At 56.7% G+C, this 22,768-nt stretch carries 27 protein-coding genes; 8 read left to right on the plus strand and 19 right to left on the minus strand.

What is annotated here, in order from left to right:
- Nucleotides 1–96 precede the first annotated feature (96 nt).
- On the plus strand, nt 97–951 hold the full coding sequence (locus H7K56_RS08760; protein ID WP_021508834.1) for a LysR family transcriptional regulator: 855 nt from the start codon (nt 97–99) through the stop codon (nt 949–951).
- 25 nt (nt 952–976) lie between these two features.
- Here H7K56_RS08760 and H7K56_RS08765 read toward each other — a convergent pair whose 3' ends face one another.
- Nucleotides 977–1,897: a LysR substrate-binding domain-containing protein gene (locus H7K56_RS08765; RefSeq protein WP_375140415.1), complete on the minus strand. Its 921-nt coding sequence runs from the start codon at nt 1,895–1,897 to the stop codon at nt 977–979.
- A gap of 87 nt (nt 1,898–1,984) precedes the next feature.
- On the opposite strand from H7K56_RS08765, the gene H7K56_RS08770 reads away from it, so the two are divergent.
- Nucleotides 1,985–2,287 carry a carboxymuconolactone decarboxylase family protein gene (locus H7K56_RS08770; protein WP_021508832.1) on the plus strand — a complete coding sequence of 101 codons (303 nt, stop codon included), beginning with the start codon at nt 1,985–1,987 and terminating at the stop codon, nt 2,285–2,287.
- A gap of 5 nt (nt 2,288–2,292) precedes the next feature.
- The gene (locus H7K56_RS08775; protein WP_021508831.1) at nt 2,293–2,691 is read left to right on the plus strand and encodes a tautomerase family protein; all 399 of its coding nucleotides are present in this window, start codon (nt 2,293–2,295) and stop codon (nt 2,689–2,691) included.
- A gap of 92 nt (nt 2,692–2,783) precedes the next feature.
- Here H7K56_RS08775 and H7K56_RS08780 read toward each other — a convergent pair whose 3' ends face one another.
- The 9 genes from H7K56_RS08780 to gcvA all read right to left on the minus strand — a co-directional run bounded on the left by H7K56_RS08780 (nt 2,784) and on the right by gcvA (nt 10,812).
- The gene (locus tag H7K56_RS08780) at nt 2,784–3,806 is read right to left on the minus strand and encodes a C45 family autoproteolytic acyltransferase/hydrolase (RefSeq protein ID WP_150360116.1); all 1,023 of its coding nucleotides are present in this window, start codon (nt 3,804–3,806) and stop codon (nt 2,784–2,786) included.
- A 19-nt stretch (nt 3,807–3,825) separates the two neighbouring features.
- A complete protein-coding gene (glnQ, locus tag H7K56_RS08785; protein WP_058759243.1) occupies nt 3,826–4,548 on the minus strand; it encodes a glutamine ABC transporter ATP-binding protein GlnQ in 723 nt (240 codons plus the stop codon).
- A 2-nt stretch (nt 4,549–4,550) separates the two neighbouring features.
- Complete coding sequence (gene glnP / locus H7K56_RS08790) at nt 4,551–5,207, minus strand: glutamine ABC transporter permease GlnP (RefSeq protein WP_021508828.1); 657 nt, start codon at nt 5,205–5,207, stop codon at nt 4,551–4,553.
- Between the two features lie 51 nt (nt 5,208–5,258).
- Entirely contained in the window at nt 5,259–6,011 is a 753-nt protein-coding gene (glnH, locus tag H7K56_RS08795) for a glutamine ABC transporter substrate-binding protein GlnH (RefSeq protein WP_021508827.1), read from the minus strand.
- 127 nt (nt 6,012–6,138) lie between these two features.
- Nucleotides 6,139–6,693 carry a carboxymuconolactone decarboxylase family protein gene (locus H7K56_RS08800; RefSeq protein WP_176428143.1) on the minus strand — a complete coding sequence of 185 codons (555 nt, stop codon included), beginning with the start codon at nt 6,691–6,693 and terminating at the stop codon, nt 6,139–6,141.
- On the minus strand, nt 6,690–8,018 hold the full coding sequence (locus tag H7K56_RS08805) for an aspartate aminotransferase family protein (protein WP_150360117.1): 1,329 nt from the start codon (nt 8,016–8,018) through the stop codon (nt 6,690–6,692). Before H7K56_RS08805 ends, H7K56_RS08800 begins: the two co-directional genes overlap by 4 nt.
- A 127-nt stretch (nt 8,019–8,145) precedes the next feature.
- On the minus strand, nt 8,146–9,003 hold the full coding sequence (locus tag H7K56_RS08810) for a MurR/RpiR family transcriptional regulator (RefSeq protein ID WP_150360118.1): 858 nt from the start codon (nt 9,001–9,003) through the stop codon (nt 8,146–8,148).
- A gap of 198 nt (nt 9,004–9,201) precedes the next feature.
- A complete protein-coding gene (locus H7K56_RS08815) occupies nt 9,202–9,831 on the minus strand; it encodes a LysE family translocator (protein ID WP_058776142.1) in 630 nt (209 codons plus the stop codon).
- 96 nt (nt 9,832–9,927) lie between these two features.
- Nucleotides 9,928–10,812, minus strand: a complete 885-nt coding sequence (gene gcvA, locus H7K56_RS08820) for a transcriptional regulator GcvA (RefSeq protein ID WP_136547009.1) — start codon at nt 10,810–10,812, stop codon at nt 9,928–9,930.
- 269 nt (nt 10,813–11,081) lie between these two features.
- Here gcvA and H7K56_RS08825 point away from each other — a divergent pair, with 269 nt between their 5' ends.
- From H7K56_RS08825 to H7K56_RS08845, 5 genes are all read left to right on the plus strand, one after another.
- The gene (locus H7K56_RS08825) at nt 11,082–11,522 is read left to right on the plus strand and encodes a VOC family protein (protein WP_182688992.1); all 441 of its coding nucleotides are present in this window, start codon (nt 11,082–11,084) and stop codon (nt 11,520–11,522) included.
- 29 nt (nt 11,523–11,551) lie between these two features.
- Nucleotides 11,552–12,088 carry a GNAT family N-acetyltransferase gene (locus H7K56_RS08830; RefSeq protein ID WP_150360119.1) on the plus strand — a complete coding sequence of 179 codons (537 nt, stop codon included), beginning with the start codon at nt 11,552–11,554 and terminating at the stop codon, nt 12,086–12,088.
- 34 nt (nt 12,089–12,122) lie between these two features.
- Nucleotides 12,123–12,560: an acetyltransferase gene (locus H7K56_RS08835; protein WP_150360120.1), complete on the plus strand. Its 438-nt coding sequence runs from the start codon at nt 12,123–12,125 to the stop codon at nt 12,558–12,560.
- A 25-nt stretch (nt 12,561–12,585) separates the two neighbouring features.
- Nucleotides 12,586–12,981 (plus strand): GFA family protein, encoded by a 396-nt coding sequence (locus H7K56_RS08840; protein ID WP_072209719.1) that lies wholly within the window; start codon nt 12,586–12,588, stop codon nt 12,979–12,981.
- A 92-nt stretch (nt 12,982–13,073) separates the two neighbouring features.
- A complete protein-coding gene (locus H7K56_RS08845) occupies nt 13,074–13,814 on the plus strand; it encodes a GntR family transcriptional regulator (protein ID WP_058770409.1) in 741 nt (246 codons plus the stop codon).
- Here the strand turns inward: H7K56_RS08845 and H7K56_RS08850 are convergent.
- The 9 genes from H7K56_RS08850 to H7K56_RS08890 form a co-directional block, all read right to left on the minus strand.
- Complete coding sequence (locus H7K56_RS08850) at nt 13,801–14,781, minus strand: PfkB family carbohydrate kinase (protein WP_150360121.1); 981 nt, start codon at nt 14,779–14,781, stop codon at nt 13,801–13,803. The two genes, H7K56_RS08845 and H7K56_RS08850, sit on opposite strands and share 14 nt — an antisense overlap.
- Entirely contained in the window at nt 14,768–15,790 is a 1,023-nt protein-coding gene (locus H7K56_RS08855; protein WP_182689001.1) for an ADP-ribosylglycohydrolase family protein, read from the minus strand. Before H7K56_RS08855 ends, H7K56_RS08850 begins: the two co-directional genes overlap by 14 nt.
- A 17-nt stretch (nt 15,791–15,807) precedes the next feature.
- Entirely contained in the window at nt 15,808–17,082 is a 1,275-nt protein-coding gene (locus H7K56_RS08860; protein WP_031279949.1) for a nucleoside permease, read from the minus strand.
- A 54-nt stretch (nt 17,083–17,136) separates the two neighbouring features.
- Nucleotides 17,137–17,571, minus strand: coding sequence for a hypothetical protein (locus H7K56_RS08865; protein WP_150360123.1), 435 nt, complete (start codon nt 17,569–17,571; stop codon nt 17,137–17,139).
- Nucleotides 17,572–17,779: 208 nt separating this feature from the next.
- Nucleotides 17,780–19,090 carry an MFS transporter gene (locus H7K56_RS08870; RefSeq protein WP_150360124.1) on the minus strand — a complete coding sequence of 437 codons (1,311 nt, stop codon included), beginning with the start codon at nt 19,088–19,090 and terminating at the stop codon, nt 17,780–17,782.
- Between the two features lie 109 nt (nt 19,091–19,199).
- Nucleotides 19,200–19,838 (minus strand): isochorismatase family protein, encoded by a 639-nt coding sequence (locus H7K56_RS08875; RefSeq protein WP_150360125.1) that lies wholly within the window; start codon nt 19,836–19,838, stop codon nt 19,200–19,202.
- A 9-nt stretch (nt 19,839–19,847) separates the two neighbouring features.
- Complete coding sequence (locus tag H7K56_RS08880; RefSeq protein ID WP_132463419.1) at nt 19,848–20,600, minus strand: maleate cis-trans isomerase family protein; 753 nt, start codon at nt 20,598–20,600, stop codon at nt 19,848–19,850.
- A complete protein-coding gene (locus tag H7K56_RS08885) occupies nt 20,597–21,418 on the minus strand; it encodes an alpha/beta fold hydrolase (RefSeq protein WP_021508810.1) in 822 nt (273 codons plus the stop codon). The genes H7K56_RS08880 and H7K56_RS08885 overlap by 4 nt, the downstream gene beginning before the upstream one ends.
- Nucleotides 21,415–22,563, minus strand: a complete 1,149-nt coding sequence (locus H7K56_RS08890; RefSeq protein WP_150360126.1) for an FAD-dependent monooxygenase — start codon at nt 22,561–22,563, stop codon at nt 21,415–21,417. Before H7K56_RS08890 ends, H7K56_RS08885 begins: the two co-directional genes overlap by 4 nt.
- Nucleotides 22,564–22,768 lie beyond the last annotated feature (205 nt).

The following is a 22,768-nucleotide window of genomic DNA, read 5'->3' on the forward strand; positions in this document are numbered from 1 at the left end:
AGTCTGGGTGATGCCGTTATGGTGATATCTGCAAAGTTGTTTGAGAACTGCCATTTTTGTATATTCGACGTTCATTTTTGAACGGGGGCGAGCGCAATGGAATGGAGCGATGTACGGATCTTTCTGGCGGTGATGCGCAGCGGATCCTATGGCGAGGCCGCGCGCCGGCTCGGCGTCAGCCATCCGACCGTGGGTCGTCGCATTAAGGTGCTGGAAGCGCAGGCCCATCAGGCGCTGTTTCGCCGCACGCCGGATGGCCTGGTGTTAACCGATGCCGGTGACGCCGTGCTGGGCCTGGCGGAAAGTATGGAAAATGCTGCGCTGGCGATGGAGAGACGGCTTGCGGGCAATCACCCGCGACTGGAAGGTATTTTACGCATCTCCTGTGCCGAGTGGTTTGCCACCGCCGTGCTGGCGCCGGTACTGAGCGAGCTGACACAGCGCCATCCCGCTATCGTGCCGGAAATCATCGCCAGCTACCGTTTGCTCAATCTGTCGCGGCGCGACGCCGACGTGGCTTTTCGCATTGTGCCTTTTACCGAGCCGGATATCGTCCAGCGGCGCCTGATGAGCATGCCCTATGCGTTATACGGCACGCCTGAAAATGCCCGAGCATTGCAACACGATCCCGCATCAGTGGGGCTGATCCTGATGAATACCGCGCAAGCGCATTTTCCGGACGTCGTCTGGCTGCTCGATCAATTTCCACAGTCACGGCGGGCTTTTACCAGCACCAGCCGGGCGGTGCAGGCGCAGATGTGCCGGCGCGGCATGGGCGTGGCGGTGTTACCCCAGCCGCTGGGCGATGCCACCGATGGACTGCAGCGGATTCCCACCCCGCAGCCGCCGCCTTCGCGCGATATCTGGGTAGGCTATCATCAGGATCTGCGGCACATGGATCGCCTGCGCGCCATGCTGGATATCGCCGATGCGCTGCTGATTGCGAAGTAACTGTCGCAGGGATTAGCGCAGCAATTCAGGCGGGCCTCAGACCCGGTAACGGCTCTATGCTGCGCAGCGCATTTTCCATCAGTCTGGCCAGCAGGTTTTGCGCATTCGGTTCAGTCTGGCTGCCACTTTTTTGTTCCAGCGTAACGCCCAGCGCGCCCAGCGGCGGCAAAACATTGCCGGCGCTCACCAGATTAACGGGCATGCCGACCCGCGTGCGCACGGTGATCCCCAGACCGGCCCGCACCGCCGCCCAGATGCCGCTCAGGCTATGGCTGACAAACACGATTCGCCATGCAATGCCCGCCCGGTCCAGACTGTCGATGGCGCGCGAGCGCATCAGGCATGGATTATCAAACATCACCAGCGGCAGCGGTTCGCCCTGGCTTATCATCGCGCTGACGTCGCAGTCGGGGTGGGCGATCCACTCCAGCGGGAACTGGCCGATCAACACGCCTTTACGCTGCAGCGGTTGTGCCTGCCACAGCAGCGCCATATCAAGAGCATCGCTGTCCAGCGCTGCAAGCAGCTCCTGATTACGCGCCACGCGTGCGATGATCTGCAGCCCGGGATGGTGACGTGTAAATTCGCCCAGAATACCGGGCATCAGGGTGTCGCCAAAATCTTCCTGCATGCCCAGGCGCACTTCCCCCTGCAGCCCTACACCGCTGAAGGTGCACAGTGCTTCGTCGTTCAATGCCAGCAGACGACGGGCATAACCCATCATCACTTCCCCCTCACGGGTTAACGCCAGATGACGCCCGCTTTTCACCACCAGCTTGCTGCCACATTGCTGTTCCAGCTTTTTTAGCTGGGCGCTGACCGCCGAAGTGGATCGACAGAGCCGCACGGCGGCCTGCGCAAAACTGCCACACTCCATGCCGGTGACAAAACTGCGCAGCGCATCCAGATCCAGCGTCTGAGCTAACTTTTGCATAATCGTCCTGATTTATGGGATGAATGACGGTGTTTTATTTGATTTTCAGGATGGTTATGTTTCACCACAATCGCGGCTGAGTCAATACGGAGAAACATCATGGCAAAAACACTCGATAGTAAAACGCTGGCGCGCATCGCGCCAAAGCTGGCGGAACTCAGTCAGCAGGTTCTTTTCGATGACATCTGGCAACGAGACGCGCTTACGCCGCGCGAACGCAGCCTGATTACGCTGGCCGCACTGACGGCGCTGGGGCGAGTGCAACAGCTGCCGTGGCATATCGAATTCGCGCAACAAAATGGCCTGGCACGAGAAGAGATCGTCGAAGTGTTCACCCATCTGGCCTTTTATGCCGGCTGGCCGGCGGCGGTGTCAGCGCTAAGCTGTCTGGAAGAGGCGTAACCCTCATGCCTTTTACCCGCATCATACTGCGTCAGGGTTACAGCGACGCGCAATTAACGCAGATTTCCGACATCCTGCAACAGAGTCTGGAGGACGAATTTGCCGTTCCACCCGGCGACCGCTTTCAGGTATTTGAAGAACTGCCGGCACGGCTAAGGGTGTTTGATCGCCACTATAAAAGCCGCGGGCGTTCAGAGAATTTTGTTCAGTTCATGATTACTGCGGGCAAGCCGCGCAGCCGCGAACAGAAGCACAAGCTGTGTCGCAGATTGTGTCAGCAACTCTCGCAATCGCTGGATATCGATCCGCAGGATGTGATGGTGATTATTCAGTTTAACACCGTCGATGACTGGAGTTTCAGCGACGGATGTCTGATGTCCGAAGAAGCGCGTTTCCACGAGTAACATAGTCAGTATTGCTGGCAGCGCAGGTTAGCGCGCTGCCAGCAATCACTGTACGGCTTCAGTGATGGGCTGTGGAGATTAAAAATAACACCTCATGGACGACCAGCAGATTGCAAAGCGGCGCGCTGGCGGTCGCGCGTGAAGATCTGCCACGTCACCGCGTCATCACTCAGGGTAAAAATAGCCGTGGCGAGGGTATTTTCCTCATCCGGATCCTGCGGCGACAGCCGGTAAATCGGCAACGCTGCATCCTGCTGATCCGATAAAATCGCCCTGGCCGCCGCGCCATCTACCGCCGTTTGCGTCGTCAGCCATGTATCCAGACGCTGCTGGCGCGAGCCGGAACTGGCGGTGACCACCTGTTCGACGGCGGCAAGCTGCGGGTGAATAAGATGGTTAGCGTGCCCGAAAGGCGCAGTCAGTGCGATCACTGAACAGCCTGAGCCTGTCGCTTCAATACTGATCAGGCGGCTATCGCCCTGCTGCCCCAGCGTATGGTGAAACGCGCCGGCGCGCGGTATGGCGCTAAGTATGGCGATCGCTTCATCCAGCGTGGTCGCGTTCAGCGACGCGCGGGCAATGATCTGGCGCGGCACGCCATCCGGACGATGCTGTGCGCGAATGTTATTGACGGTATTAACGATGCCCTTCTCATTAACGGCAAAAGTGTGACCGCAAAGTGATGCCGGATAGGCGAAGCTGGTGAACGCGAGCCCGTCATCGGGGGTCACGGTGACCAGCGCACAGTCGTCACGCAGCTGGGGAAAACCATCTTCGTTGTGCGCAATGATCAACTCCCCGCTGGCACTTTTCCCCGCCACCGTGGTGCAACCATCCGAAGTTGAACGCACCAGATCGCCCCGGCAGTTCCACGCAAACACCTCGTCAATCGGTGCCTGTAATCCTTCAGCCAGTCCTTCCAGCTCCTGCCAGATCAGCGGGAACTGGCGCTGAACCCGCGCGCGCATACTGCGGATTTGCTGCGTATCTTTCATGGCGGTGACCGTTTGCCAGAGACGGGTATGTCTGAGTTTGTTATGCCAGGCATCACGGCCAAAGTCACCGAGTTGCTGACCAATAACAAAAGCCGAACCACGGAAGTCGAGTTTTTTCATAGCGTTATTTCACTTCATTTCAGGATACATGTTGCAAAAATTCTTTCAGACGCGGATTACGGCTGGCAGTCAGCAGCATATCAGGTGGCCCATCTTCGGCAATGGTACCGCCATCAATAAAGATCAGCCGCGAAGCCACATCGCGGGCAAAGCCAATCTCATGCGTCACAATCACCATGGTCATGCCCTCTTCAGCCAGCGAGCGCATCACTTTCAGCACTTCATGACGTAACTCCGGATCCAGCGCGGAGGTCGGCTCATCGAACAGCATCATTTTCGGCCTGACGGCCAGTGCCCGGGCAATCGCCACGCGCTGCTGCTGGCCCCCTGAAAGTTCAGACGGATAATGGCTGGCGCGATCGCGCAAGCCAACGCGCTCCAGCAGCGCCAGCGCCTGCTCGCGCGCCGCGGCTTTCGTTTGATGACGCACGCGAATCGGGCCGAACATCACGTTCTCCAGTGCAGTCAGATGCGGGAACAGGTGAAACTGCTGAAACACCATGCCGGCTTCACGGCGGATATCACATTCATTCGCATGCGGATCGGTGATGTGCATTCCGGCGACCAGCAGCGTCCCGGATGAGATCTCTTCCAGTTTGTTGATGCAGCGTAGCAGCGTTGATTTGCCTGAACCTGAAGGGCCGATAATCACCACCACCTCGCCGGACTCAATTTTTAAATTGATATTGTGCAGGACCTGCGTGGCACCAAAATTTTTCGACACTGCGTTAAATTCAACCATGCTCATAAAATATGGATCCTTTTTTCCAGCTGCTTCAGCAAAAAGCTCAGGCATAACGTCACCAGCAGATAAATCATGGCCACCGCCGTCCACACTTCCAGCGCACGGAAATTACCCGCAATGATCTCCTGCCCCTGACGCGTCAGTTCTGCCACGCCAATCACAATAAACAGTGAGGTATCTTTAATACTGATAATCCACTGGTTACCTAAAGCCGGAATCATGCGGCGTAACGCTAAAGGCATAATGACATACCACAGCGTACTGCGCTGCGATAAGCCCATCGCCAGACTCGCTTCTTTAAAGCCTTTATTAATTGAGAGGATCGCGCCCCGGGTAATTTCAGCAATGTAGGCACCGGAGTTAATCACAATGGTCACGATCGCGGCGGTGACGGGATCAATTCTTATCGGCAACACCATCGGCAGTGCAAAATAGATAAACATTACCTGCACCATGATGGGCGTACCGCGAATAAGCTCGACAAAAATAAGTGACAGCGTCTTAGCAATTTTGCCACCCAGAGCACGGCAGGTTCCCGCCAGTAAGCCAATAATAAAACCGCCCAGCAGACCTGACAGCGAAATAATCAAGGTCAGCTGCAGACCCTGCAGCAGTAGCGGCAGAGATTCCCAAATATATTTACTGTCAAAATTCATAATTTAACCTGTAAACGCTAAACAAGGCCGGAGAGCTCCGGCCTGACAGGATTATTTCGGCTGCTTAGCAAACCATTTCACGTAGATTTTGCTGTAAGTCCCATCCGCGCGCAGGGCCTGCAGCGCGGCGTTGATCTTAGGCGTCAGGCTGCTGTTTTTCTGCATGGCAAAGCCATACTGCTGCGGCAGAATCGTGTCGTTTTCACCGCTGGCTTTGACTTTGCCATCGCCCGCCGTTTTCACGTAGTACAGCACATTGGGCGAGTCATGGACCACCGCATCAAGGTTGCCGGCCTGCAAATCCAGATAGGCGTTGTCGATATTAGGAAACTCAACATAATTTGCCTTGTATTTACTTTTCATAAAGCTGGCTGCGGCCGTGCCCTGTTTCAGGCCCACTTTCTTGCCGGTTAAATCGCTGAATTTCTTAATGCTGTTATCATCGCTTTTGACAGCCATTAATAAGTCGGCGTCATAATAACCGTTGCTGAAATCCACCACCTGCTTACGCGCATCGGTAATGGTAATACCTGCCATCGCGACATCCAGATTCCGTGATTGCAGCCCCGGAATCAGGCCACCAAAGTCCATTGGGTGTAATTCATAGCTGACATGCATTTTCTTCGCGATGGCATCCCATAAATCAATGTCAAAGCCGACGTATTTATCACCTTGCTTAAATTCAAAAGGAACAAAAGCCGTATCAACCCCGACGGTTAATTTATCCTGCGCCGCAGCGATAAAACTGGCGGAACAGGCCACCAATGCCAGTGTAACCTTTAATTTATTTAAAAATGCAGACATAATAACCCTCAGCGTCAGTAATGTAGCGTGCAATGATTGTCATCCAGCGAAATAACCCGGCGGACATGGTCAAAGAAGGTGGTTAATATAATGGGCGTATCAGGTACGCCCGGAGTAATGCGACAACTTATGCAGGAAGCAAGTGATCCTGCGTAAAGGGTACCGGCGTCTGTGCGCCGTTCATGATCATCGAGAGAAAACTGTAATAGCCGTTAATGCCTATCAAATCCACCACGCCCTTCTCGCCCCATAATTCGATGGCTTGCTGCCAGGTGGCATCACTGATTTTCTGTTGCTGATGTAACTGCTGGCAAAACTGATAAATCACCCACTCATCAGGCTGCAAATCCGCGGGCTGACGTTTTTCATTGATGGCCTGCACCGCTGCAGCAGAAATCCCCTTTTCGCGCGCTATCGGCGCATGGATTGCCCACTCTACCGGCTGTGACCAGTGCCTTGCCGTCATTAAAATCGCCAGTTCCGATAACCGCTGGCCCAGCGCACTGCGATAGCGCAGATATTCCCCCATACGCTGTGCATGTGCCATTAACTCGGGACTGCGCAGCAGCGGCTCAAACGGGGGCAGCAGCGCACCGCGTGGCCCGTTGATAATCTCTTCCGCGAGCGGACGTTGCTGCTCATCCCAGTCCTGCTCCGCCAGCGGCGGTAATCGGTTGATCATAATTTGCCGGTCTCTTCACGTATCACGGTGTTCAGCGTATCCACGACAAAATCCAGTTGTTGCGGGGTGACTATAAACGGTGGGGCAATTAAAATATGGTCGCCATATTGCCCGTCCAGCGTGCCGCCCATCGGATAGACCAGCAAACCGCGCGCCATACAGTTGGCCTTGATGGCTGCGTGAAGTTTCATCGCCGGATCGAACGGGGTTTTTGTGGCTTTATCACGCACCAGCTCCACACCGGCAAACAGGCCGCGGCCGCGTGTATCACCGACGTGCGGTAACTCCCCCAGCACGTCGCGAAGCGCCTTGTGCAGATAAGCGCCCTGCTGCTGAACCGCCTCCAGCAGATGGTCGCGCTCAATCACCTGCTGTACTGCTAACGCCGCCGCAGCGGCTGTCGCATGACAAATATAAGTGTGTCCATGCTGGAACAGACCGCTGCCAGCCTGCAGCGCAGACACGATCTTCTCACTGGCCAGCACCGCGCCGATGGGTTGATAACCGCCACCCAGTCCTTTGGCGATGGTAACCAAATCAGGTACCACGCCATCCTGTTCGAACGCGTGCAGTGTTCCGGTACGCCCCATTCCGCACATCACCTCATCGGCGATAAACAAAATGCCGTACTTGTCGCACAGGCGACGTACACCCAGCAGATAGCCCGGCGTCGGCGGCGTGGCACCGCTGGTAGCACCGACCACCGTCTCCGCGCAGAAGCCAATAATCGTTTCCGGGCCCGCATCGATAATCGCCTGCTCCAGCTCGCTCAATAGCCGCTGGGTATACTGCTGCTGGGTTTCATCGGCACGGCGATCGCGATACTCATTGCAGGCTGAAACGCGAATCACGTCGATTAACAGGGGCGCGAACTGACGCCGGCGCCATTCGTTGCCACCCACCGCCAGCGCGCCCAGCGTATTGCCGTGGTAGCTCTGTTTGCGGGCGATGAAACGGGTGCGCGCAGGCTGTCCGATCTCAACAAAGTATTGCCGGGCCATTTTCAGCGCGGTTTCCACCGCCTCAGAACCGCCCGACACAAAATAGGCATAGTTTAGATCGCCCGGTGCGGTGCGCGTTAACTGTTCGGCGAGCTGTTCAACGGTATCGCTGGTGAAGAAACTGGTATGCGCATAAGCCAGTTGATCGATTTGACGATGCATAGCTGCGAGGACGTCAGGATGGGCGTGGCCCAGGCAGGAAACGGCGGCGCCACCGCAGGCATCAAGATACTGCTTTCCCTGTGCATCAAAAATGTAGGCCCCGTGTGCGCGCGTGGCCACGGCGGGCACGCTGCGCAGACTGCGGTGAATGATACGGCTCATGCTGGTCCTGCTCCTGAATACGCTTCGTTGTTGAAACGTATCTTGCAGGATCCATTTGAATCACGTCAACGCAATAATGATTCAATCGCATTCAATATTCTTATGACAGATACAAATGAATCATCTGTCAGGATTTGCCGGCATGCACGTAAGCGCCAGAATCGATTAAATAGCGTTCGGCGTTTTCAATTTTACTGACCGCATCACGTCCATGACGGGCCACCAGCATCGCCAGCAGGCACTCTGCCAGGCCCATGCCAGAGACGACTGACGGGAAGAACGATGGGCTATCCAGTGAAAACCGGAGCGAGCAATCAGCGGCCTGCGCCAGCGGCGAGACCGGTGAATCGGTGATGGCGATGATCTTTGCGCCCGCCTGCTGCGCTGCGCGCAGTACATCAAGTGATTCGCGTGAATAAGGGGCAAAGCTGGTAAGTAACAGGCAATCCGCGGCGGTCAGTTCACGCGTGAAAACTTCGATATTGCTCGCCAGACCATCCACCAGTGATACCTGACGATTGAACAGCCGATACACATAAAATAATGACCAGGCGATCGGAAAGCTGGCGCGGAAGCCGCAGATGTAAACATTGTCAGCCGCATCGAGTAAGATCACGGCCTGTTCCATTGCCTGGCGGTTTTCCTCCTGCGTAAAGGCCAGGTTGGTCTGGTGGGCCTGAAACATCGCATCATACAGCTGCGGTTGCGTGCCGGCGGCCACCAGCTTTTCCGCTTTCGAGACATAGGTATCATTGCGCAGGCCGATGTCATCGATGAATGCGTCTTTGAGTTCACTCCAGCCGTTATAGCCCAGCCGTTTCGCCAGGCGCAGCAGCGTTGCCGGTTTCACTCCGGCCTGCTGCGCAAAGGTGCGCATGGATTGCACCACCAGTTGATTGGCATTCTGCAGTGAGAATTCGGCAGCCCGCTGTAGTTCTGGCGATAATTCACTGAACTCACGGACGATAGTTTCCTTTAGATTCATGGCAACAATTCACTGGCTTTGACGTTGAGGTATCTAAACACATTTGAGATCAAGACTCTAGGCGCGGATATCACACCGGAGTGACGGCCTGAAGCAGGGCGCGATGCGTCGCGCCGCGACAATCAGGCTGCTCATGGTGGTTTACTTAACTGAGCGGCCTGTTGCTATGGAGGGCGAACCTGAGGTTAAAAATTTACTTTATTGACGACTCAACACCAGTTTCAGTCCGGCAATAGCAAAACAGCAGGCTAATAGCGCATCTAATCCCCGGCGGATACGACGGTAAAACGCGTTCATTGCTGCGGTGGAAAATATCAGCGCATAGCCGCAAAATACTGCGACGCAAATCGCCGCACAGCCGAGAATAATCAGCGGTAAGGTCGAGGCTGCAGCGTCCGGTTTGAGCGCGACGGACATGATCGCGACCCAGGTTAAAATGGCTTTCGGATTACCGACGTGCATCAAAATTCCCTGCCGAAATAACGCGCCATACGCAACACGGTGATCGCTGATAACGGTTTTATCGGCAGCAGTGCGGGTTAACGCAGATTTACCGGCTTTGTATGACAGCCACAACAGATATAACCCGCCGCCGATTTTCAACACCAGCAGCAATTGGGCAAACGTCGCCAGCACGGTTAATACCCCGCAGGCCGCCAGCAGCGCCCACAGCATTGAGCCGCCAATTACCCCGCCCGCAAGCGCTAAGGCGGCACCGCGCCCTTTATTCATCGCCGTTCCCATAATCGCCATATTACTCGGACCAGGGCTGGCCGTTGCCACAAAATAAGTGGTGTAAATCAGCATTAATTCGTGTGAAAGCGCCATGATATCCTCTGCAGGTAAAATGTCCTCAACCTGTTATATCGGCTTGCTCAGAAATTTACTATGTCTTGTTGATATGAAGAAATGCCGGACGCTGTTCTATTCTGTGGACTGCTGCATGAGCCAGGCTCTTACTTTTACCACGGCAGAACGCAGCAGCGCTTCGTGGGGCGTAATAAGCCAGTACGCGTGTCCGGTATTCAGCGTATTTGGAAACGGTGCCACCACTTCACCGGATGCTAGGTTTGCCTGAACAAATCGCCTGCGCATCAGCGCTACGCCCATGCCGGCAAGCATCGCCAGCCACGCCCCGCTGCCATCGCTATACAAAGGCCCTTTGCCGGAATCAATATGCCCGACGCCGGCTTCAGCGAGCCAGCGCTGCCAGTCTTCCCGGTGCATATCATGCAGTAACGTGACGCGACCGAGTGCGGCAAGTGCCGGCGGTTCTCCCAGCTGCTGCGCCACAGCAGGAATGCAGACTGCAAGGTAGTCGTCGTCGATCAACTTCTCACTCACGCAACCCTCACAGAAACCGTTGCCATGCCGTACGGCCAGGTCGATACCATCCGTGGCGAAAGACTGGATGCGGGAAGTGGCACTGATGCGCAGGTCGATATCCGGACAGGCACGTTCAAAATCAGCCAGTCGCGGCAGTAACCAGTGGGTCGCAAATCCGGTGGTGCAGGCCAGCGTAATGGTATTTTTTTGTGTCTCCTGCACCAGCGTTTCGGTAGCTTCACGCATCAGGCTGAAAGCCGAAGCAATCGAGTAGTAATAGCCCTGACCGGATGCCGTCAGCGCCAGCTTGCGTCCATTTCGCTGAAACAGTGGCAGGCCCAGCTGCCGTTCCAGTTCCCTGATGTGCAGGCTGATCGCGCCGGGCGTGACGTGCAACTCCTGGCCTGCAAGGGTCATGCTGAGGTGCCGGGCAACGGATTCGAACGCTTTCAGGGCGTTAAGAGAAGGCAGGCTGTTTCGCATTGTTTAGTTTTCCTAAAAAACAGGCGGAAATTAAATCGTTTTTATTTCCTCTCCGTCAACGTTATTAATAGGCAAATAGCACGCGATGCCGTGTCGTTTTTATTCCAAAACTGTTGAGTTACATTGAAATTTTAAGAGAAAGTACCGTTTCACGCATCACGCCTCCACACGGAAAAATGATCAGCGACCAGGCCCTTTATGGCGATTAACCTTTACCAGGCTTGAGTTTTTGTCGTGTCAGGGAGGCAATAAATGGAGACAGGATGCAGATGAAGGATATCGATGTTGGATTTACCCACGTTGCGTTTATGGTGAGGGATCTGGAGAAGAGCATGGATTTCTACCGCCGCTATGCAGGAATGAAGGTGATACACACCCGTGAACCTGACGTCCCGGCTGCCCGCAAGGTGGCATGGCTGAGCGATCATACCCGCCCTTTCGCGCTGGTTCTGGTGCAGGCGGATGACGTGTCAGATACGCCACTGGGTAAATTTGGACACTTAGGCATTGCCTGTGCGTCACGCGAAGAGATCGATCGTAAAACAGCGATGGCCGTCGCCGAAGGCGTGTTACGCAAAGCCCCCGAAGAGGCTGGCGAACCGGGGGGGTATTACGTATTTTTTGCCGATCCTGATGGCAATACGCTGGAGCTGTCTTTCGGGCAGCGCGTCGGGCTTGAAGCGATACGCACCGCTCCCGGTTTACTTTAACTCGCCTGCACGCAGGCAGCGGAGAACATATGGCACTCACGTTGCCGATTTATACTCAACGCCTGGTGTTACGCAAGCTGGCATTGGCTGATTTGCCGCATCTGTCGCGCTATCGCAATCTGCCAGACGTTGCTCGTTATCAGAGCTGGGAAGAATTTACCCGGCAGGACGCTGAGAAATTATATGCGCAGCAGGATGCGCTGCCATTCAACAGCGATAACACCTGGTTTCAGTTTGCCGTAGCACATCAGGAAGACGACCGGCTGATAGGGGACATCGGAATTCATTTTTTTGATGAAGGAAGACAAGCTGAACTCGGCATGACATTTGATGCCGGATATCAGAAACAGGGTTTTGCGCTTGAAGCAACGAGTGCCATCGTTACTCTGCTTTTTATGCAGTTTGCAAAACACCGGCTCACTGCCGTGGTAGACACACGTAATACTCGCGCCATAAACCTGCTGGAAAAGCTGAATTTTCGCCGTGAAGCGCACTACCGGCAGAATATTTTTTTCAAAGGGATGTGGAGCGATGAATATCTTTATGCGCGGCTGGCCAGCGATTAGCGCAGGCATTGCGTTAGCATGTTAAGGAGGCATAGTGACAATTAGCGAAGTAAGCAAGGAAGAGTATCACTTACTGATTCAGGTCTGGGAGGCTGCCGTCAGGGCAACGCATCATTTCCTGAATGAACAGGATATCCTGCGGCTCAGACAGCTTATTCTGGAAAATTATTTTGATGCTGTTGTTTTGAGAAAAGTGAGCGATGAAAACCATGACATTGTCGGATTCATCGGCGTGCAGGATGAGAATATCGAGATGCTTTTCGTCTCGCCTGCTCATCACAAAAAAGGGATCGGTGCACGGTTAGTCCGTTACGCTATCCGTCATCTTGCAGCGAAGAAAGTGGACGTTAACGAACAAAATACCGCTGCGCTCGGGTTTTATCAGCATCTGGGCTTTCAGGTGACTGGACGGTCTTCCGTTGATGGTGAGGGGAAACCGTTTCCCCTCCTCCATCTGAAGCTGATGCAATAATCCGGCAGAGGAATCAGGAGAAAAAATGAACGGAAGTTGTCTTTGTAAACGTGTGCGCTACGAATGCGTTCGCCTGGCGGGCAGCATTACGCATTGCTGCTGTCATACCTGCAGGAAAGCGCACGCCGCCGCTTATACCTCCACAGCGCGCGTGCGGCGTGAGGATTTCAGGTGGACCCAGGGAGAAGAATTTCTGACGGCATTTAATTCTTCTCCGGATAAGTTGCGTTATTTCTGTTCAGTCTGCGGATCTCATCTGATGGCTGAAAGACCTCATCAGAGCCACGTGATTCTGCGTGTGGCCACGCTGGACGACGATCCCGCTCAGACGCCGGTTTCCTATATCTGGTGCTCGCACACCGTGCCGTGGCTAACAGAACGCGACGATGTGCCTCAGTATCAGCAGGATAAAGAGACATGATGGCTGGTCAAAACGCCGCTGGCTGCGCGCCGCATTAAAATTCAGTATTATAGCGGTTCCTGCCGCTGACCCGAGTGAGTGCCCTGCCCGCTATGACTGACCACAATGCGCTGTTGGCGCGGTTGACCACCACACTGGCGGCAGAGAGCCGCACGCCGCTGTACAAACGCTTTGCCAGTGCGATTAAAGATGCGGTGCGCGATGGCACGCTGGTGCACGAAGAGATCCTGCCGGGCGAGCGCGAGTTCAGCCAGTCGCTGAACATTTCGCGCATCACCGTGCGTAAAGCCATGGACGAGCTGGAAAAAGAGGGCGTCGTGTTCCGTTCCCGCGGCTACGGCACGCAGATTTGCAGCCAGTTTGAATATTCACTCAAAGAGCCAAAAGGATTGTCGCAGCAGGCGGTGCTGCGCGGTAAAACGCCGGACACCGTGTGGATCAATAAAAGCAAAATTGCCTGTAGCGCAGAGATCGCCGAAAAACTGGGGCTGAGCACGGGCAGCGATGTCTATCTGCTGAAACGTATTCGCTATGTTGACCGCCAGGCGGTCTCGGTTGAAGAGTCATGGGTGCCGGCGCGCTACATTGCCGATGCCGATGAGATTGGTATTTCGCTGTATGACTATTTTCATCGCCAGCAGATCCTGCCGGTGAAATCCCAGAGCCGGGTCAGTGCGCGTATGCCGGACGAAGCCCTGCAGCAGCAAATTGCCCTGCCCGCCAATGTGCCGGTGCTGGTGATTAAGCAGCTGGCACTCGACGCACAGGGCAATCCGCTGGAGTACAGCATCAGCTACTGCCGCAGCGATATGTACGTGTTTATTGCTGAGTAAGGCGTTGCTGCCAGTAAGCGCGCAGGGTGGCGCGATCGGGCGCACAGTCGCCACCGCGCCGGGAAACCACATACGACGCCACTGCGTTGCCCAGCGCAACGCTCTCCGCCAGTGACCAGCCGGACGCTAATCCCGCCAGTAATCCGCCAGCATGGCTGTCGCCCGCGCCGATAGTATCGACCACCGTTGTCGCCAGTGCGGGCACCCAGCCCTGCGCCTCAGCGTCGATGTATCCGGCACCTTCGCTGTCCAGCCTTAACACCATTGCGCCGCCAAACTGCTGCTGCCAGCGCGCCATCAGCTGATGGGCGTCGAAAGGTTCGGATGCGCGCAGACGCTCATGCCACAGCAGCTCCGCTTCCTGCCTGTTCACTGTAATCAGTGGCTGCAACGCCATGATGCGCGCAAACTGCGCCTCGCCGATGTCCGCCAGCCGCGGGCCAAAATCCACCAGCAGCTGATACGGCGGTGCCTGCTGCTCCAGCCAGTCGATCAGCACCTCGCCGCTTTTGCTGGTGAGCTGATAACCGGAGAGATAGATCCAGCGCTGCGCCGGCTGCGGCAATGTGCGCAACAGCGCGGCGTCCCACTGGTTTTCCACGCCACTAACGGAAAGAAAGGTGCGCTCGCCATCCGGCTCGACCAGCGCCAGACACCAGCCATTATCACCGTGCGCATTTTCCAGTACGCTCTGCACACCGTATTCCGCCAGCTTTTGTCGCACGATACTGGCCCAGATACCGTTCCCCAGCGGCAGCGCGTTGATGGATGGAATGCCGAGACGATGCAGCGCAATGGCGACGTTAAGCGCACAGCCGCCAACGTTCACGCCCTGCTGATGCAGTTCGATGTCGCTGCCGCGATACGGCAACGTCCAGGCATCGGCAATCACATCCACTACCGCCGCCCCCACCACGCACACTGGCAACCGGCCCGCCAGTCGGGACAGATCGTCAGGCGTCAGCATAGGCGGCCTCGCGCTGCTGGCGGAAACGGACAAACGCGCGGCTGTAATGGGTGAAATCCAGCGCGTTAGCGGCATCCAGCTCCGCTTTTAGCTGCGCATCGATCGCGTCGATACCGTGCAGCGCGCCACAGATAGCAACCGCCATCGCGCCGATGGTATCCGTATCGCCGCCCAGATTGGCGCACAGAATGGCGCAGCGATTGGGATCGGTCGCCGCCAGTTCGACCATGGCAATCGCCGCCGGTACCGATTCAATGGTGCTGGTGCCGGTACCGACCAGATCGTAGATCTGCTGCATGGTCGATTCGGTGCCCCTGCCCTGCGCGACCACCTGCAACGCCAGTTCGATGCGGGCCGCCATCGCCGCACTGAAAGTGGTGACGCGCCGCTCCTGCGCCGCACGGGCAATCGCCGGCAGTTCGTCACGAATCGTTGCCCAGTCGCTACCGTCAATCGCGCGGGAGATTGCCCAGGCGATCGCGGTGGCACCGGCAATCGCCACGTCGGATTTGTGTGTCGGGCTGGAGGCCAGCGCGACAGCATCAATAAAAGCCGGCAGGTCACGCGCCGGCAGCAGACAGCCAAGCGGCGAGACGCGCATCGCCGCGCCGTTGGTCAGGCCGTTATTTTCCAGTTGCGCCACCGGCGTGCCGTTTTTCAGCGCGTTAAGCGCGATTTTGGAGGTCGGCCCGAGCACATTTTTGTTAAAGGCATCAAACGCTTCCGCCCAGCGCAGAATATTGGCGCCGATGGTTTCCGCATCAATTACGCCGTCGTGGCTGATAATGGCATCGGCCAGCGCCAGCGCCATTGAGGTGTCGTCAGTGAAAGCCGCCCGGCCAAAGTAGCAGGCGGCATTGTTTTCTGCCGGGCCGGGCAGGAAGCGATCGATCCAGCCGAAGTGCTGTTTCACGCGACTGCGCGGCCACAGTTCCGATGGCATGCCCATCGCATCGCCCAATGCCTGGCCGTAAAATGCGCCCAAAATCCGTTTTTCCTGGTGTGTCATCGTCATGGTTACATCTCTTATTTATGGCTGTCAGCGGTTGCTGAGTTTTCAAAAGCGGTTAATTCATCACTGCGTTTTTTGCCGTCGCGGAACAGGACGATAAAGGCGATGGTGATGATGACTATCATCACGCTGCCAAACATCCACATCCCCGCCCAGTTGAAGGTCTGACCGTTGCGCGGCTGGTCATACGCGAACATCTCCTGCATCAGATAGCCGCCGAGGCGGTAACCCAGCAGGCTGCCGATGCCCTGACAGGCCAGGGTGATCAGGCCCTGCGCAGCGTTACGCATCGCCACCGGCGCTTTCTTATCCACATAAATGTAGGCGGTGATGAAGTAGAAGTCGTAGCTGACGCCGTGCAGCAGAATGCCCATAAACAGCAGGCCGAAGGTCAGCAGGTTTTGATCGCCGCCGAACACAAAGAACACGTAGCGCAGCGCGGCGGTAACCAGGCCGAGCAGCAGCACTTTGCCGATGCCGAAGCGTTTAATGAAGAACGGCAGCGCCAGCAGGAAGAAGATTTCTGATACCTGGCCGAGCGTCATCCAGCCGGTGGCGTGTGGCAGACCGACTTCGGTCAGATATCCCTCAGCGAAGATGTAGTAGAACGCCAGCGGCATACTGAACAGGAATGAACAGACGAAAAATACGAGGAAGCTGCGATCTTTCAGCAGGTGCAGTGCGTCGAGGCCGAGCGCCACGCGCAGGCTGAACTTGCCGGTGCTTTTGGGTTCGGTGGCTGGCAGGGTCAGGGCGAACAGGCCAAGCAGCAGCGAACTGGCCGCGGTGATCAGCAACGGTACATTGCTGGCGGAGATATCGCCAAAGCCGAGCAGCGGCGGCAGGAAACCGCAGGCGATGCCGGAGGCGATCCAGCCGATAGTGCCCATCACGCGGATGCGCGGATAGTCGCGCTCCACGTCACCGACGTGAGAAAACGCAATACTGTTGGTCAGCGCAATGGTCGGCATATAGGTGAGCGCATACAGCAGCAGCAGCGGAAAGAAGCTGCTGAAGTGCGTCTGCTGTGCGGCAAAGAACATCAGAATCGCGCCGGCGATGGTCAGCAGCGATAACACTTTCTGTGCCTGGAAGAAACGGTCAGCCAGCGAGCCGACCAGAATCGGTGACAGGATGGCAGCGATGGAGGTACAGGCGTAGCACCAGGCGATCTCAACTGGCGAAAAGCCGTTTTTGCTGAGAAACGCCCACAGCGGCACGAACCATGCCCCCCAGATAAACCACTCTAAGAACATCATGAACGACAGCTTTGGAATTGTAGTTTTCATCGAAATAGACTCCCCGGTGTTGGTAGAACCAATCTAGCACCAGAATAGATACCTTTATAATACCTTTAGCTGATAGTTTGAGCTATCCCACAAGATTTTTACCTTATGGATAACCGATAAGCGAGGAGGATTGGGTGCGGGTGGGCGTGACGGTCTGGCGGGGTGTGGAGCTGCATTCTGCGGCTGTGAGGCGGTCGCCATGAATGGCGACCCTACGGCGATAATTGCAACGAAATGCGCACGGTTTTGTAGGGTGCGCACTTGGTTGTGCAGATTATGCAACCAGGTCGCCATGAATGGCGACCCTACGGCGATAATTAGAACGAATTCGCACTGTTTTGTAGGGTGCGCATTGATGCGCACCTGGTTATGCAGATTATGCAACCAGGTCACCATGAATCGCGACCCTACGGCGATAATTACAATAAAATGCGCACGGTTTTGTAGGGTGCGCACCTGGTTATGCAGATTATGCAACCAGGTCGCCATGAATGGCGGTCCTGCGCCGATAATTGCAACAAAATGCGCACGGTTTTGTAGGGTGCGAATTGATGCGCACCTGGTTATGCAGATTATGTAACCAGGTCGCCATGAATGGCGACCCTACGGCGATAATTACAACGAATTCGCACTGTTTTGTAGGGTGCGCATTGATGCGCACCAGGGAATAACAAGTGCTTTAACGCGCAGGTATCTTCTACCGATTCACCAGCTTCGCTGGCAGCGCGACCACTAACAGCGAGCTGAGCAGCAGACACACGGCGAAGAACCACAGCGCGCCGTTGCTGCTGCCGGTGAGGTCCAGCGCCACGCCCATCACGGAATTACTCACCAGTCCGGCGATATTGGCGATCGAACAGGCCAGTGCAAAACCCGCTGCCGCTGCCGTGCCTTTCAGGAACGTAGCGGGCAGACTGAAAAACACCGGCACCGCCCCGATAATCATCGCCTGCGCAATTGAGAACAGCAGCACGGTCATCGCTACGTTATGAGCAAAGAAGGTGCTGGTGCCCATCGCTGCCGCGCCAATAATAAACGGAACAATAATATGCCAGCGGCGTTCACGCAGGCGGTCTGAGCTGGCACCAATCGCTAGCATACCAATCAACGCCGCCAGACTGGGGATCGCCGTCAGATAGCCAATGGTGGTGATATCGGTGGTGCCGGCATTCTTAATAAAGGTCGGCATCCAGAAACCCATGGCGTAAGCGCTGAGCAGAATCGAGAAATCGATGCCGCCGAGCATCACCACGCGAATATTCAGCAAACCATCGCGCAGGCTGTGTTTCAGCCCTTTGGCGTCACCTTCGTCGCGCGCCAGTTCGCGTAGCACCGCCTGCTTCTCACTGCTGCTGAGCCAGCTGGCGCTCTCGACGCTGTTCGGCAGCAGCCAGAACGTCAGCACACCCAGTAACACGCTGGGCAGGCCTTCCAGCAGAAACAGCCACTGCCAGCCGCGCATGCCGTAAACCTCATGAAAATGCCCCATGATCCAGCCGGAAAGCGGTCCGCCAATCAGGCTGGAGAGCGGCAGGCCAATCATAAACAGCGCAATGATGCGGCTGCGGCGCCACGAGGGAAACCATTTGGTGAGATAGAACAGCACGCCAGGCAGAAAACCGGCTTCGGCCGCGCCGAGGAAAAAGCGGATGACGTAGAACTGGGTCGGCGTTTGCACCAGCAGCGTGGCGGTCGAGAGCAGGCCCCAGGTAATCATAATGCGCGCGATCCAGATCTTTGCGCCGACCCGCTGCAGGATCAGGTTGCTCGGCACTTCAAACAGGATATAGCCGACAAAAAACAGCCCGGCACCCAGACCAAACGCGGTCTCGCTCAGCGCCAGATCGCTCGCCATCTGTAGCTTAGCCAGGCCGATATTGATGCGATCAAGATAGGCCGCGAGATAACACAGGCAGAGAAACGGAATCAGCTTCCAGGTGATTTTGCGATAAATCGAAGCGGTGTCTTCGGCTGCCAGCGCAGCAGGACGGGTTGAAACGTCAGTCATGGTGTTCTCCGGGCGCAATAACCCCGTCGTCGGGGGAGATGTTGTTATGCGTCTCAGCCGCAGCCGAAACGGACTGTTTGTGCGCACTCCGTGCAGGTGAAACGCGCCCTTAACGGGCGCTGAACTTCCCGAGATACTCCAGCGCCGCGGCTTTACTTAACACGTCGCCATATTTACTGTCGATATCAAACAAATTGGCCTGATGCGGCGCATCATGGCGATCGCCCACGCATTCGCGCACCACCATGGCGCGAAAACCGTATTGCAACGCATCCACTGCGCTGGCGCGGATGCAGCCGCTGGTGGAGCAGCCGGCGATCAGCAGCGTATCAATGCCCTGCGCTACCAGCATCGATGCCAGAGACGTGCCAAAAAACGCGCTGGCATACTGTTTGGTGATCACCACTTCTGCGGCAAGCGGCTGCACCGCCGGACAAAACGCGGCGAGCGGATTGCCCTCCACCATGTCACGCATCACCGGGGCTTTCTGCACCCAGATCCCGCCGTCCTGCTGATGCTGCGGGTGGTAGCGAATCTGCGTATGGATCACCGGAATCGCGCACTGGCGCGCCGCCGCCAGCAGGCCCTGTGCAGCGGCCACCGCCTCCACCACGCCCGGGGCAAATAGCGCGGCACCCGGCGTGGTGTAGCCCTGCAGAAAGTCGATCATCAGCAGCGCCGGACGCTGACCAAAACCGATGCGGTTGCCCCAGACACCGGCGTAGTTATCACTGACACTCTGGCTCATGCTTTCTCCTTACCACGCACCGGACAGCAGTGCGCCCGCGCCCGGCACCACCGGCTCCAGCTCCAGCGCCTTCAGCAGAGCGTACGTGGTGGCAATGGCGGCCGTAATTACCGGCTTGCCGGTCTGCGCCTCCACTTTTGCCACCGCCGGCAGCGATGGCATCTGCACGCAGGCCGACAGCACCACCACATCAACATCCGTCAGCGTCATGTCCGCCACGATGCCAGGTAAATTGGCCGGGTCGTGGCGGGCGACGGCGAGGTTATCGGCAATTTCCAGCGCGCGCCACTGCTTTACCTCAATCCCTTCGCGCTGGATGTAATCCACCACCAGCTCGGTCAGCGGCTTCATGTAGGGCGCCACCAGCGCGATCTTCTTCGCGCCCATAACATGCAGCGCATCGACCAGCGCGCCGGCACTGGTGATCACCGGTGCCAGCGCCTCGTTGTCGCGCGTGACCTGCGTCAGGCGCTGCTGCGACTGGCGATGATAGCCCGGGCCCATCGCCATGATCGCCACCAGACAGGCATAGCCGAGCACGTCAACGCGCGCGTCGGACAGCTCCAGCGCACAGCGGTCGGACTCTTTATCCATCGCCGCCAGTTCATCCTTATTGACATGCTTCATGCGCATACGGCTGGAGTGGAAGGTAAACCGCTCCGGGCGAATCAGCTGGCGCGCCTGCAGCATGGCGGGAATTTCGGTTTCCATGGTGATGTTGGAACTCGGCACAATCTGGCCGATACGATACGAACGCGTCATGGCTGCGTCTCCGGAGTCAGTGAGGGGCCAAGGAAGGTACCAAAGGCGTTGAAGAAACCGTGAAAATCATCCCACGGGATCATGTGACCAGCGCCGGCTACCCGGCTGATCTCGATGGTCGGCAGCAGCTCGCGGATTTCGGCTTCATCTTCCGCCTGAATGACGCCGCCCTTGCCTGCCACCATCAGCAGGGTTTTTGCCGGCAGCTGAGGGAAATATTGATGGATATCGAGCTGGTGAAAATCGTCGTAGGCGCGACGGATGGCCGGCGTATAGCAGGTATGCAGCCACTCGGCGCGCAGCTGACGCTGGTCATCGCTCCAGGCCGGGCAGTATTGCTTCATGGCTTCAGCATCCATGCCGCGCTGCGCGTCGCGAATGGAATCCTCATACCATGGCCACTGTCCCGGATAGAGACGCCGGCCCGGACCGGAAACCGGCGGATCGATCAGCGACAGCGACAGCACGCCGGCTGGCTGTTTCACCGCCGCACGCATGATGAAGCGCGCGCCCATCGAATGGCCAACCAGGTGATAGCGCGTCAGCCCCAGCGCATCCGCGAAGGCGTTGATGTCATCGGCGCAGCTCTCCATGCCGTAATCCAGCCCTTCACCACTGCTGGAGAGCCCGCGACCGCGCACATCCAGTACCCAGGTATCAAAATGCTGCGCAAAAACTTCCGCCACAAAACCCCAGGTGATCGCCGGGCTGGTGATGCCCGGTACGAGGATCAGCGCGGGCCCGCTGCCGCCGTAGCGCAGATAGTGCTGGCGAATGCCGTTGGCCTGTACCTGCCCGCCGTGCATAAAACGGCTCATGAGGTCACCTCGCTTTTCAGCGGCGCGGCAAACACGTCGTAGCCGTACACCCAGGCCGGATCTTCCTGGGTACGCAGGAATGTATTGGCGTTAGAGACGGCCTGCACGCGCGACGCGCGTTCTTTGCGGTTGGCTTCATACAGGCGGAACGCGGTGCGGTAATCATCAAGACCGGTTTCCGTCAGGCAGCGCGACAGCATGGCGGCATCTTCGATGGCCATCGCAGCGCCCTGTGCCATGTGCGGTTTCATCGGATGGCAGGCATCACCCAGCAGCACAATGCGCCCTTCGCTCCATACCGGCAACGGCTGACGGTTGAGCAGCGGCCATTTGGTGACCGATTCGCTGCACTCGATCAGCGCCTGAACTACCGGATGGTAGTGACCAAAGGTTTCCAGCATCTCCTGCTGACTACTTTCAACGAAGCTGCCTTTGATATCCCACGCCGGGTGCGGCACACCGGAGACGTAATAATATTCGTCGCGCGCTTTGGTGGTGTAATAGACCATCAGATGACGATCTTCAGACCACCACTTGACGCAATCTTCAAAGCTGAGGTTGTATTTGCGCAGTTGTTCGCCGCGGATCAGCGCACGGTGCGCCACCCAGCCGCTGTAAGTGGGCGCTTCCACACCCAGCAGATGTTCACGCAGCTTTGAGTTAATGCCATCCGCGCCAATCACGATATCCGCGCGCGCTTCACTGCCGTCCTGAAAACGCAGCACCACATCGCTGCCGCTGTCTTCGACGCTGCTCAGGCACTTACCGAACTGGACGCTGCCCGGCTGCAGACTGGTCATCTGCATGGCCTGCAAATCGCCCCGATGCACCGTGACATAAGCCGCACCGTACTCTTTGCGCGCATAAGCGCCCAGCGGAATGCGTGACAAATACTCCCCGGTCTCGCCGTCGCGGCTGAACCAGAAATCGGGATGCGAAGCCAGATCCTCCAGCTGCTGTTCGATACCCATGCGGCGAAACACCTTGAGCACGTTCGGCCCCATGTGGATGCCGGCACCCAGACGGGAGAAAGTCGGGCTTTGTTCGTAGACCGTGACATGAAATCCCGCTTTCTGTAACAGCGAGCCGGCGGCAAGCCCGCCCAGCCCGGCGCCGATTACCGCGATGCGTTTCATATTGCTCATATTTTCCTCTCACACAGACGCTGATTTGAAGGTATGCACGCGGATAAACGATCAAACCCGACAGTGAATTTATAGTGCATACGCTTTAATTATTGATGTTATGACACTGTTAAAAGCAACCGTATTTACAGTGAAAACTCGATAACATGATGTTAATCACAGCCTGGTGATAAGGTTAAATAGGCTTTTCTTATGTCAAAAAGAA

This window comes from Pantoea dispersa (assembly GCF_014155765.1).
In the GTDB taxonomy this organism is placed as follows: Bacteria; Pseudomonadota; Gammaproteobacteria; order Enterobacterales; family Enterobacteriaceae; genus Pantoea; species Pantoea dispersa.

Coding starts and splice junctions, on each gene's coding strand:
- H7K56_RS08855 (WP_182689001.1), bottom strand. CDS start 15,790: ATGACACACCAGGAAAAACGGATTTTGGGCGCATTTTACGGCCAGGCA.
- H7K56_RS08800 (WP_176428143.1), bottom strand. CDS start 6,693: ATGATCAACCGATTACCGCCGCTGGCGGAGCAGGACTGGGATGAGCAG.
- H7K56_RS08860 (WP_031279949.1), bottom strand. CDS start 17,082: ATGAAAACTACAATTCCAAAGCTGTCGTTCATGATGTTCTTAGAGTGG.
- H7K56_RS08870 (WP_150360124.1), bottom strand. CDS start 19,090: ATGACTGACGTTTCAACCCGTCCTGCTGCGCTGGCAGCCGAAGACACC.
- H7K56_RS08760 (WP_021508834.1), top strand. CDS start 97: ATGGAATGGAGCGATGTACGGATCTTTCTGGCGGTGATGCGCAGCGGA.
- gcvA (WP_136547009.1), bottom strand. CDS start 10,812: ATGCGAAACAGCCTGCCTTCTCTTAACGCCCTGAAAGCGTTCGAATCC.
- H7K56_RS08875 (WP_150360125.1), bottom strand. CDS start 19,838: ATGAGCCAGAGTGTCAGTGATAACTACGCCGGTGTCTGGGGCAACCGC.
- H7K56_RS08825 (WP_182688992.1), top strand. CDS start 11,082: ATGAAGGATATCGATGTTGGATTTACCCACGTTGCGTTTATGGTGAGG.
- H7K56_RS08885 (WP_021508810.1), bottom strand. CDS start 21,418: ATGAGCCGTTTTATGCACGGCGGGCAGGTACAGGCCAACGGCATTCGC.
- glnP (WP_021508828.1), bottom strand. CDS start 5,207: ATGAATTTTGACAGTAAATATATTTGGGAATCTCTGCCGCTACTGCTG.
- H7K56_RS08770 (WP_021508832.1), top strand. CDS start 1,985: ATGGCAAAAACACTCGATAGTAAAACGCTGGCGCGCATCGCGCCAAAG.
- H7K56_RS08810 (WP_150360118.1), bottom strand. CDS start 9,003: ATGAATCTAAAGGAAACTATCGTCCGTGAGTTCAGTGAATTATCGCCA.
- H7K56_RS08830 (WP_150360119.1), top strand. CDS start 11,552: ATGGCACTCACGTTGCCGATTTATACTCAACGCCTGGTGTTACGCAAG.
- glnH (WP_021508827.1), bottom strand. CDS start 6,011: ATGTCTGCATTTTTAAATAAATTAAAGGTTACACTGGCATTGGTGGCC.
- H7K56_RS08780 (WP_150360116.1), bottom strand. CDS start 3,806: ATGAAAAAACTCGACTTCCGTGGTTCGGCTTTTGTTATTGGTCAGCAA.
- H7K56_RS08890 (WP_150360126.1), bottom strand. CDS start 22,563: ATGAGCAATATGAAACGCATCGCGGTAATCGGCGCCGGGCTGGGCGGG.
- H7K56_RS08865 (WP_150360123.1), bottom strand. CDS start 17,571: ATGGCGACCTGGTTGCATAATCTGCATAACCAGGTGCGCACCCTACAA.
- H7K56_RS08775 (WP_021508831.1), top strand. CDS start 2,293: ATGCCTTTTACCCGCATCATACTGCGTCAGGGTTACAGCGACGCGCAA.
- H7K56_RS08850 (WP_150360121.1), bottom strand. CDS start 14,781: ATGCTGACGCCTGACGATCTGTCCCGACTGGCGGGCCGGTTGCCAGTG.
- H7K56_RS08880 (WP_132463419.1), bottom strand. CDS start 20,600: ATGACGCGTTCGTATCGTATCGGCCAGATTGTGCCGAGTTCCAACATC.
- glnQ (WP_058759243.1), bottom strand. CDS start 4,548: ATGGTTGAATTTAACGCAGTGTCGAAAAATTTTGGTGCCACGCAGGTC.
- H7K56_RS08845 (WP_058770409.1), top strand. CDS start 13,074: ATGACTGACCACAATGCGCTGTTGGCGCGGTTGACCACCACACTGGCG.
- H7K56_RS08840 (WP_072209719.1), top strand. CDS start 12,586: ATGAACGGAAGTTGTCTTTGTAAACGTGTGCGCTACGAATGCGTTCGC.
- H7K56_RS08805 (WP_150360117.1), bottom strand. CDS start 8,018: ATGAGCCGTATCATTCACCGCAGTCTGCGCAGCGTGCCCGCCGTGGCC.
- H7K56_RS08815 (WP_058776142.1), bottom strand. CDS start 9,831: ATGGCGCTTTCACACGAATTAATGCTGATTTACACCACTTATTTTGTG.